At 44.7% G+C, this 11079-nt stretch carries 6 protein-coding genes and 1 riboswitch; of the genes, 3 read left to right on the forward strand and 3 right to left on the reverse strand.

Annotated elements, in window-relative coordinates:
• Positions 1-43: 43 nt before the first annotated feature.
• Complete coding sequence (locus GCHA_RS21090; protein ID WP_007991983.1) at positions 44-1462, reverse strand: hypothetical protein; 1419 nt, start codon at positions 1460-1462, stop codon at positions 44-46.
• Positions 1463-1628: 166 nt separating this feature from the next.
• Complete coding sequence (locus GCHA_RS21095; RefSeq protein WP_007991987.1) at positions 1629-2912, reverse strand: alkaline phosphatase family protein; 1284 nt, start codon at positions 2910-2912, stop codon at positions 1629-1631.
• A 738-nt stretch (positions 2913-3650) separates the two neighbouring features.
• Here GCHA_RS21095 and GCHA_RS21100 point away from each other — a divergent pair.
• The 3 genes from GCHA_RS21100 to GCHA_RS21110 all read left to right on the forward strand — a co-directional run bounded on the left by GCHA_RS21100 (position 3651) and on the right by GCHA_RS21110 (position 7792).
• Positions 3651-5261 carry a catalase gene (locus GCHA_RS21100; protein WP_007991992.1) on the forward strand — a complete coding sequence of 537 codons (1611 nt, stop codon included), beginning with the start codon at positions 3651-3653 and terminating at the stop codon, positions 5259-5261.
• 195 nt (positions 5262-5456) lie between these two features.
• Positions 5457-6038, forward strand: coding sequence for an ankyrin repeat domain-containing protein (locus tag GCHA_RS21105; RefSeq protein WP_007991996.1), 582 nt, complete (start codon positions 5457-5459; stop codon positions 6036-6038).
• Positions 6039-6328: 290 nt separating this feature from the next.
• Positions 6329-7792: a carbon starvation CstA family protein gene (locus GCHA_RS21110; RefSeq protein WP_007991997.1), complete on the forward strand. Its 1464-nt coding sequence runs from the start codon at positions 6329-6331 to the stop codon at positions 7790-7792.
• Between the two features lie 216 nt (positions 7793-8008).
• Here GCHA_RS21110 and GCHA_RS21115 read toward each other — a convergent pair whose 3' ends face one another.
• Positions 8009-9877 (reverse strand): TonB-dependent receptor plug domain-containing protein, encoded by a 1869-nt coding sequence (locus GCHA_RS21115; RefSeq protein WP_007991998.1) that lies wholly within the window; start codon positions 9875-9877, stop codon positions 8009-8011.
• 180 nt (positions 9878-10057) lie between these two features.
• Positions 10058-10236, reverse strand: a riboswitch (cobalamin riboswitch).
• Positions 10237-11079: the final 843 nt, after the last annotated feature.

Raw genomic sequence — 11079 nt, forward strand, 5'->3', positions numbered from 1 at the left:
TAACCCCGAGACTTTTGAAAGAGGGTTTCAGCGCAAAGGTTAGTTAGCGAGAGCCCTTAAACCCGAAGAAGTTATTTTTCATGATTTCTTCTACCGCGCCTTCAGGGAGTGCGTTTTCCCACTCGCCACGGCCTTTGGGTAATTGTTTGAGTACATCACGTGAGAATATTTTAAATAAATCATGATCGCTGCAATCAATTCCTTGAATAAAGTCATTCTCAAGCAAGTGACGATACAAAAAGCGTAAATGATCTGGCACTTTAACCGAGGTAAAGTCATTAAGCTCACCACTATCATCAAGCTCTGGGTATACAAATAAGCGGGTATTGTCAGGGAACAACTTACCGAAACCTTCAAGAATGCCCCCTTCAACACCACGATAAGATTCTTCATCGAAGATCTGCTTGATGTTGATCATACCGACCACTATGCCGATCTGTAGTTTGGTGTACTGCCTAAAATAAGCGCGCAGCGAGAAGTAGCGAGTGTAATCTGACACCATCACGTTGTAGCCCAGAGAGTTGAGCAATTGCACCCGGGCAATAATGTCTTTCGACGGGACTTTAGCGTCATTCCCTCGGCTGTCGTTTAGGGTGATTTCGGCAATGGCTACGGTGTTTTCTTGTTCCACGCCGGGCAGTTTTCTAAACGCCAGTTGCCCTTGTTCAATCATATCAACGTTTAACTTAGTCACTGGCCTGAATGAGCCACGGATCGTTAATACGTTCTTTTTGTAGAGCATTTCAGCCGGTACGGCTACTGTGCCGTCGGGTTTAAACATGATGGCGCGGGTCTTCCAGCTTCTGATCAGGTGAATGTTTTTAGCGCGGTTATCTACATCTTCGAAGTAGGGGCCTTTAAATTCGATTGAGTCAATCTCAATGCGATTGGCTTTGATGTTATCGGTCAATGAATCAATGATTTTTTTCGGGTTTTCAAAGTAGTAGTAGGCTGCATAAATAAGGTTTACACCTATTACGCCAAGCGCTTGCTGCTGGGCTTCTGCGTTATCGTCAAGCATGCGCACATGCACGGTAATATCTGAAGGTTCAGCACCTGGATACATTTGCACGCGAATACCACACCAAGCGTGACACTCGTTGGCACGGTTGAAACTTTTAGCGGCAACGGTTGCTGCGTAAGCAAAATAGCGTGAAGAGCGCGAGCGGGTGTCGCCAACACGATCCAGAACTAAATCAAACTCTTGCTCCATCATGGCTTTGACACGGTTTTTGCTCACATACCGTCTGTCTTCTTGCACGCCGTATATCGCATCAGAGAATTTCATATCATAAGCAGACATGGTTTTGGCGATAGTACCTGCTGCAGCGCCTGCTAAGAAAAACTGCCTAGCGACTTCTTGGCCTGCGCCAATTTCCACGATAGTGCCGTATTTTTTCTCGTCAAGGTTGAGGCGCAACGCTTTGGCACTGGTATTTCGTGAACTGGTCTGGTTGTCCATGTCTTCTCCTAAAGAATGTATAGGTTATACCCATGTTTTATTTGGTATTTCTGTTACTGGGCTGATTATACCCGCTAACGTATTTAGTTGTCCTAACCGAATAGCGCTTTTTATTCGATCGTCGATGTATTCAAATTAACCCGCGCATATTGATTAACTGCGTTTGCTAAAACTGAGTGAGACACTGCTGGTTTTGCGCACTCAACAGGTAATTTACATGCTGTAAATTACCGTCATTTTTCGCCGGCGTTATGCCTAGGGCACACGCAATTACGTTGTATACCTCTATGTTGTCAAATGGAGCAACGGGTTTACTGCCTTGGCTACTAGCAAAAGCTGGGCCGCTCGCAATAAATGTAGCGGCCATTTCAGGAGCTTGATTGTCGTAACCGTGTGTCGCTTTATTTTCTAATTTTGTTGGGTCAGGGACGCTATTGTCTTTACTGGCGAAAACACTCCAGCCGGGATCTGCGGGCAGCATTAGATCTGGCCCTCGTTGGGGGTGATCAAAATGATAATTGGCCGGTAATGCCCCGCGCTTTATGACGCGTAAATGTTCGATTTTGTTCTCAGTTAGTGCTTTATATGCACTGTCGACGTGCGCCTCATCACCATATAAGTTCAAAAATGGCGCATAAACCGGTGTGTTTTTATTGTGCCAATCAGGAATAGCAAACTGCGACCAGTCGACCTGAGAGTCGAGGTTAATAATACGCTCGCCACTTAGGTTAATCATGCCGTGATCAGAAAGCACAATAATATTGCTATCAGCACTTATATTACTTTTTTCAATCCCCGCGATTAAATTCCCTATGTGTTTATCGACGGTTTGTATGGCGTCTGTTTCTTGTGTGGAGTTAACCCCAAACCTATGCGCGGCACTGTCTACCGCTGAAAAATACAAAGTCACAAAATGGGGACGCTCCGCTTCAGGTAGGCTAAGCCATTGCAATACTTCGGTAACGCGTTCGCCATAGTCTTTGCTTTGATTGAACGGTTTCCAAAACGAGGGGCGCACATTGCCGATGGGAGTTTCAGAGCCGACCCAATAGTAAGTGGCTGATTTAACGCCTTGCTTTTCTGCTGTTATCCAAATGGGCTCGCCGCCCCACCAATAATCTTTAGTGGTATCTGTTCTGCGTGAAAACGCGCGTTTTAGTTTGCGATCAAATGGGTAGTTAGATACCAAGCCATGATGCTCAGGATGCAGCCCAGTGGCTAATGAGTAAAAGTTGACGAAGGTTTTACTGGGCATGGCGGGCCTCATGGCTTGAGCGTGAATGCCTTTTTGCGCAAGTTTGTACAAGTTAGGTGAATCGTGCGCATTCATGCTTGCTGGGCGTAACCCGTCGACACCAATCATAATCACGTAAGGTGCGGTGTTTTGTGCACAAGCGAGGCCGTGCAACCCAAGGGTTAACAATAAAAATAGAAAACGAAAACATGTCATAAATGTACTCAAAGTGTGTATGTAGCGCGTATGTATGGGGAGGCTGCGTCGTGCTCACGCCAACAAAACTAAGACGTTAGACTTCGAAAATTATATCGAATAATAGCGCCGAGCTATAGATGGGTCATAAATAATTAATTTTTTGCTGGAAAAACGTCAGCGAGCTGCTCAGCAAGTCATGACGTATTATACCATTCCACGTTAATAAGTGATCACTCAGCGAGAGTTTAAAAGGGCTTAAACAAGGCGCATGACTGAATGAATAGTTGTTCTCTTTCGAAGTCATGCAACGCAGTGTAAGCCCTTTTAAAACTCGCCTACAAGGAATGCCCCAGCGGCTTTTGCTCTGCGTTCTCACTATTTGAAAGGGAACAACCATTACTACATAGCGACGCCTTAATCAAAAACCGCTGGACGCATTCTGAGGCGGTCACTTATTAATGCGGATTGGTATTAACACTTTGTTTCAGTTTTTTTGCTTCTTTCATCGGAATATTAGATTGCCATAATCTGTTTTAATCATTTTATAGATTTTAGATTTCTATCCATACTCCTTTTCAGCCACAGGACAGGCCGTTAAGAGCAGCATAGCGCTAGCTCACGATCACGACCCTAGTGATGAGGTGTAAACGAATACGACAAACCGAATCGTTACATTTTATGACTAGACGCAAAACCATGAAGCGTCCCATTACATGAACACGCTTGGGACACACAAGACTTAATTGGAGCATTAAAATGACAATAAAAACTTCACTTCTTGTTGCCGCTGCACTTTTCAGCGCTGCAACAATGTCGAGCGCAGAGACGCTAACCCGTCAAAACGGCGCACCGGTAGGGGACAACCAAAATTCACAAACCGCTGGCCCGTGGGGCCCAGTGTTATTACAAGACAGCCACTTAATTGAAAAACTTGCAGCCTTCGACCGAGAGCGTACTCCAGAGCGTGTAGTACATGCTCGCGGTACGGGTGTTCACGGTTACTACGAAAACTATGTCGATTTGTCAGACATTACCGTGGCAGCGCCATTTCAAAGTGAAAACAAGAAAACCGACGTGTTTGTGCGCTTCTCAGCGGTTATACACGGTCACCAATCACCAGAGACCTTGCGCGACCCTCGTGGTTTTGCCGTGAAATTCTACACTGAACAAGGTAACTGGGATTTAGTAGGCAACAACTTTCCTGTGTTCTTTATTCGCGATGCGATTAAATTTCCAGATATGGTGCACAGCTTAAAGCCCTCACCGGTTACCAATGCCCAAAGTGCAGCGCGCTTGTTTGATTTTTTCTCTCATGTGCCTGAATCCACTCACATGCTAACGCATTTGTTTTCAGATATGGGTACGCCAAAAAGCTACCTAAACATGGATGGCTCAAGCGTTCACGCCTTTAAATTTGTGAATGACAAAGGCCAAGTTAAATACTTTAAGTTGACTTGGAAAACCAAACAAGGCCAGAAGAACTTCACCGCCAAAGAAGCGCAAGAAATGCAAGGCAAAGACTTTCAGCCTATGACCACAGACATATACACGCGAATTGGTCAAAATGGTGAAACCGCGTCTTGGGATCTGTACTTACAAACCATGGAGCCAGAACAGCTTGATGACTTTGACTTTAACCCTCTGGACACCACTAAAATTTGGCCTGAGTCGCTTATTCCAACGAAGAAAATCGGTAAGTTAACGCTAAACCGTGTGCCTGATAACTTTTTTGAAGAAACAGAGCAGGCAGCATTCGCACCGAGTAATTTGATCCCAGGTATTGAGCCCTCAGAAGACAGAATGCTACAAGGTCGTTTGTTTTCTTATGCTGATACCCAGCGCTACAGAATTGGTGTGAACGCATACCGTATTCCGATTAACGCGCCGCGTAATGCTCAAATCAATAACCACGAACAGCACGGTAAATTGCGCACCACTAACAGTACGCGTGATGTGAACTACCAGCCGAGCCGCCGCGTGGCATTAGACGACGACAACCAGTACAAATATGCTCAAACGCCTTTGTCTGGCACTACTCAGCAAGCACCGTTCTATAAGCAGCGTAACTTTGCCCAAGCAGGTGAGAAGTTCCGTTCATTTAGCAAAGTAGAACAGCAGCACTTGATTGAAAACTTGGGCACCACCTTAGCTGGTGTTCCAGAAGAAGAAATTCGGGTGATTATTAGTGCTTATATGTACAACGCTGACAAGCACTACGGTACGGGTGTGGCTAAATTAGCCAGTGCGCCGATGAGCAAAGTAAAAGCGACGGCCAAGCAGTTGATGGATGTACAAGCCGAGCGTGAAAAGCGTGCTAAGAAAGTAGCTGATGACTTCAGCCGCATCTCATACAAGGCTGAATTATAAGTCAGGTTTCTAGCTAGTGGTTTCGTGTTTGAAAGTGACACGTTACCACTGAGGTATAAACCCAAAAAAGGGCGTGTCGGGGCAGAGTTTAACCGACACGCCATTTTCATCTTATCGAATACCTTTGAAACCAGTGCTTTTAACAAATCGTTAGTTTCAAGCTAACGTTCAAATTAACGCAAAGAGGACGCAGCCATGAAGCGTATATTTCAATTGCCACTACAGATCTTGCTAACCTTGTTGTTTTTATCAACGGCGTATTCAAGCCAAGCGGAATCTGTTGATAGCGAACGCTTACAAACTGTTTATTTTGATGCTGCCAGACAAGGCGACATTGCTACGCTAGGTGCGTATTATGCCGCGGGTTTAAGCCCAAACGTTGCTGATAAAAAAGGCTACACAGCGCTAATTTTATCCGCATACCATGGTAAAACCGTTGCTGTGGAATATTTATTAAGCCAAGCCAGTGTTAATGCATGCCAAGAAGATAACTCAGGTAATACCGCATTAATGGGGGCGATATTTAAAGGTAACTTTGGAGCGATAAAAGCACTCATCAGCGCTGATTGTGATATCGACCAATCAAACGCGAATGGCCAAACCGCTGCCATGTTTGCCACACTTTTTAATCGTACCGAAACCATTGCCGCATTAACTGATGCCGGGGCTGATTTAAGCGCAAAAGACAGCTCAGGAAATAGCTTAATCGACATTGCCCTTAGTCAAGGTAACTATGAACTGGCAGAAAAGTTGAGTGAAAAACAGGCAGATAAATAAGATGTACCGAACCCTGTGCAGACTAGAGCATGTTTGAGATCTAGACGCTAAAGGTCATACCAGAATATATATTTGCTTAATAGTTAGTCATTAGTGCGACTTAGTTACATTTTCTTTAATCAGTCGTTAGAAATTAATTGATTTTCCATTTTTTGTTTTACCAGACTTTGTTACTATCCCGCGCTTAAATTAACGTTCTGTTAATTATTGAAACAACTTCATGGAATGAAAAGCGGGGTGCGCTGGGCGCGCTCTAATTCGAATCACTTTGAACAGAGATACGCGCTGTTATGATCATCTTTTTTATCTGTATCACACTCTTGATCCTTGGCTATAAGTTTTATAGTCCCTTCGTTGAAAAACAAGCAGGGATAGACCCAACAGTTTCCACGCCGCAAACCCGTTTTAACGAAGGTGTCGATTATGTGCCAATTCACCCTGTGCGTGCGTTTCTTATTCAGTTTTTGAATATCGCAGGTGTTGGCCCTATATTCGGGCCGATATTAGGCGCGCTATACGGGCCGGTTGCCTTAGTATGGATAGTCATCGGTAACGTTTTAGGTGGGGCGGTGCACGATTACTTCTCAGGTGTGATGAGCATCAAAGAAGACGGCAAAAGCTTACCCGAAATAGCTGGTCATTATTACAACATAGTGTTTAAAGGCTTTATGCTGATATTCACTGCCATGCTGCTGTTTTTTGTGGGCGTGGTATTTATTATGAGCCCGGCCGGGTTGCTAAGTAACCTCGACTCGTTTCAAGGTACTATGCTGGCAGACAATACGTTTTGGGTATTGGTTATTCTGGGCTACTACTTTTTAGCGACTTTGCTGCCGATTGATAAAATTATCACCAAGTTTTATCCCATTTTTGGCTTGTTGATGATTGTGATGACGTCAATGATTGCCATCGCGTTATTAATTGATGCGCCGCACTTGCCGATGGCGGGTGACTTCTTAGCCTATTTTGAAGCCGATCATGCGCATGACTTTTTAGCCCCTAATCCTGATGGCTTGCCTACTTGGCCATTATTGTTCATTACCATAACCTGTGGTGCTATTAGTGGTTTTCACTCAACCCAAGCGCCGATTATCGCCCGTTGCTTAACCAATGAAAAATACGTACGCCCCGTTTATTACGGCGCTATGATGTGTGAAGGCATTGTTGCCTGTGTTTGGGCGTTAGCGGGAATTGCTGCTTTCCCTGAAGGCTATGGTCAGCTTAAAGATATGCTAGACGCTGGTGGCCCTGGGCTGGTGGTAAATCATGTTGCTAATACATATTTAGGTGTACTTGGCGGCATTATGGCCATTGTTGCTGTGGCGGTGTTCCCGATCACTTCGGGTGATACGGCGTTTCGTTCATTGCGCTTAACTTTAGTTGATGCATTTAGCATTCCTCAGAGTATTCGTAACCGTTTGCTGCTAGCGGTGCCTATTTTAACGATCGCTTACTTTATGACGAAATTAGACTTCACTGTTATTTGGCGTTATTTCGCGTTTTCAAACATGTTGCTGTCTACCAGTGTGTTATGGCTGGCTACCAAGTACCTGTTCGATCGTGGCACATTCCATTGGATTGCCAGTATTCCCGCCGTCATCGCCAGCGGTGTAACTATTTCCTACATCATGACCGCTGCAATTGGCTTTAATTTGTCAGCGGATTTAGGAAAGCCTATTGGTGCTGTGGTGGTAGTGGTTGGTTTGGTATTGTTGGTGCTCGCGCACAATAAACATAAGCAAGTCGCGGCTTAAGCGCCTATTGAATTTGCTTTTAACAGTATGATGAAACCAAGGAAGCTAACCCGAAACGGTTAGCTTTTTTTATACCTGCGTTTTCGATAGATGGGCGTTCTTATGTTTGGCGTATTTTCGGGCGCGTGAAGCAACCGCAATACTCAACAAAAAAGGGATGCAGTGGCATCCCTTTTCCATTGTCGCTGAGTGATCACATATTAACGTGCAATGGCATTAAAACTGATACTGCGCGCCAATGTAACCTGCTGCGCCCGATGTGTTATAGGTAGCAATGTCTTGATAGTTAGCATCAAATGCGTTTTCTAAACGTGCGCTTAAACTAAGGTTTTTATTAACCGAGTAACGGGCGCTCACATCAACTACTTCATAACCTTCAAGTTCAACGCCATCAACTGAGTCATGAGATGAGCGCAGGCTAGCGGCTAACTTCCATGTGTTGTTATCGTAAAATACGCTTACGCTGCCTGAGTTGCGCGGGCGACGGCGGCGCTGATCGCCAGCAGTATCTTCGGTGTCGTTGTAGGTGTAGTTGGCGCTAACACCAATCGTATCGGTTATTGCAATATCAGCGATGAGTTCAATGCCCTCAGAGGTGCTTTCGCCTAAATCTTGTAAGTAACCCGAAAAAGTGGCGAGATCAAAGTAAATGCTGTCTTCTATCTTTTGATCAAAGTAGGTGATTTCAAACTGCGAACCCGAGGCCAAAGCGTAGGTTAGACCGATCTCATAGCCTTTGGTGGTCTCTTCTTTTAAATCCACCTCAGAAGCGGGCGCATAGGAGAAAGGACCTGTGTTGTAAGCGATTTCACTTAAACTCGGTGCTCTAAAACCAGTACCGTAAGCACCGCGAAGTTTTAATTCGTTATTACCAACTGCCCATATATAGGCACTGCTCAAACGATAACTGGTATGCTCGCCAAAATCTTCATTGTCGTCATGACGAACTCCAGCAGTAACAAAGAGGTTACTTATGACTTCACTCTGGTATTCAAGATAGTAACCGCGCTGAGTTCGGCTATCATCATCACTAGTGATTTTTTCTTGTTTCCAGTCGATGCCGTAGACTAAGTTGGCATTTTGATTTAACTCGGTACTGCCAAGATATTCAGCACGTTCAACGGTACCTTTGGTATCAAAGCTAGATAGGCCCTCGGTGATAAACTCGCGCTCGATGAAGCTTTTAGCGAGTGAAAATTGATGCTCTGAAGTGTTTGTGGAGTAGTTAGCGCTTACGCGTAAATCTGTTTGATCAAACTCATTTTCACAGTCATTTGTAGAGCCGGCTGCACCAAAACACGAATCATATTCACCTTCTGCATTGGTGTTTCGAGCAACAAAATTCAGTTTTACCTGCTCATTCACTTGATAACCTAAGCGAGTGTGTAATGTCGTGTTGTCGTATCCGTCATCATCTTGGTTTTCAAGCGTTGTTACGCGAGAGTTAAAGCCATCGGTTGAGAAATCAGATGCGGCAAGGTAGTAATCGAATTTATCGGTTGAACCGCCGACATCAGCGGCTAAATTGGTCGCGTTATAACGCCCATATTCTGCAGATACTTGACCTGACGGTGCGCCCACGCCATTCGCGGTTTCGATATTGATCACGCCGCCAGCATCAGCACCATACACTAAACCTTGGCTGCCACGGAGTATTTCAACGCGGTTGATGTTGCTACTTTGTATTTGACCAAAGTTAGGGCCGACTTGTGTGGCTGTTGGGTCTGACACCTCGACGCCATCGATACGAACTTGGGTGCGGTAGCCTTCTTCACCACGAATTCGCAGGCTGGTTGTTGATCCGGCGCTACCATTGCTTGTCACAGTGATCGAGGGCTGAGTACGCAGTACATCGGCTAAATTTGCATAGCCACGGGTTTCAATTTCGTCTCGGGTCATTACGGATACAGAGGTAGCGACTTCACGAATAGGCATAGCCACGCGGCTAGAAACCACTACCATGCGCTCAAGATTGCTGTCAGTTTCGTTAGCTGGGTTTGTTGATGTTGCGTCAGTGGTTTGCGCAATAGTCGGGCTAGCGGCTAGGGCAAACGAAATAGCGATAGCCAATGGGCGGTGTTGCATGTGTGTTCCTCAATCTGAATAAAGTTAACGATCGAAGGAGGGGTAAAATGCGTGAATTATAATAATCTTGCAGCTATATATAGCGATATTGCAGCGAAATGACGAAAGTCAGGTCAAAACTACATCAGCCAACAAGTTAATTTGATAGGTGCATTCTAATGAAGCCCTCCGCTTCATCCGTACATAACTAGTTCATAGGCCGGTGTCGGGCTGGCATCTCAAAGGATGCATACCGTTGCGGGGGCAGCGATGGATTAACCTAGACAGCCATGATTTGTCTGGCAACACCATACTTCCCGTTTACCCTGTTCAGTTGAAATGGCTCACAACCAACAGGCACCTAGAATAGCGGGCGAGACCATACAAACACTGGGCTACAAAGTCAATGAATAAGGCCACAAACCCATAAACTCAGCCGCAAATGAATACCCCCACGAAAATGTTTATTCCGTCACGCAAATATGAAAAGAGCTCGCGACCGTTTAAAAGGTTCGCGACCACTCAACACACCACCTCTATTTTTTATCATTATCAAGACACCCATGATAAGAGGATTCAGAAATCGTTATTGAGACACCCATAACAAGGTGACTCCGTTATTGAGACACCCATGACAAGGTGACTCAGGGAGTAGTTAGCGGGACACTCATAATAACGTGTTCAGGCAACATAAAGAAATCGTTATCAGGACACCCATAACAAGATGATTCAGAAATCGTTATCGGGACATCCATGACAAGGTGACTCCGTTATCGAGACACCCATGATAAATTGGTTCGGTATTTTGTGAGTTAGATAAATTAGTCGGCAAGAGCACCAGTCTCTCGGCGTTTTTGATGAGGAGAATTAGGTAAAGGCGTTCTGCGCGAACGCCTAAAGAGAGGCTAGATTTATTGCCTGTATCCGATTTGCTTACAACCCTAGCTTACAAAGCTAAGTGCATTCTTGTATATACCTTCTGCTATTTGGTGTTGGCTTACAGCTGTTTATATCAATTCAAATATGAAGGATATGATATTAACCATTTTTATCGTAGGTTAAAAATTAGTTAAAAAAAGGTTGTTTTTCACTTTGTTTAACATTAAATTAACCATAATTGTTAAACCGGTTCACCCATTGCAGTATGAGTTTCCGGTTTTTTTATAAGATAAAAATGAACCGGTTCATTTTGTTGTTGAATAGTTGCCGAGTCAGAAAATATG

Source organism: Paraglaciecola chathamensis S18K6 (assembly GCA_000314955.1).
Classification (GTDB): domain Bacteria; phylum Pseudomonadota; class Gammaproteobacteria; order Enterobacterales; family Alteromonadaceae; genus Paraglaciecola; species Paraglaciecola chathamensis.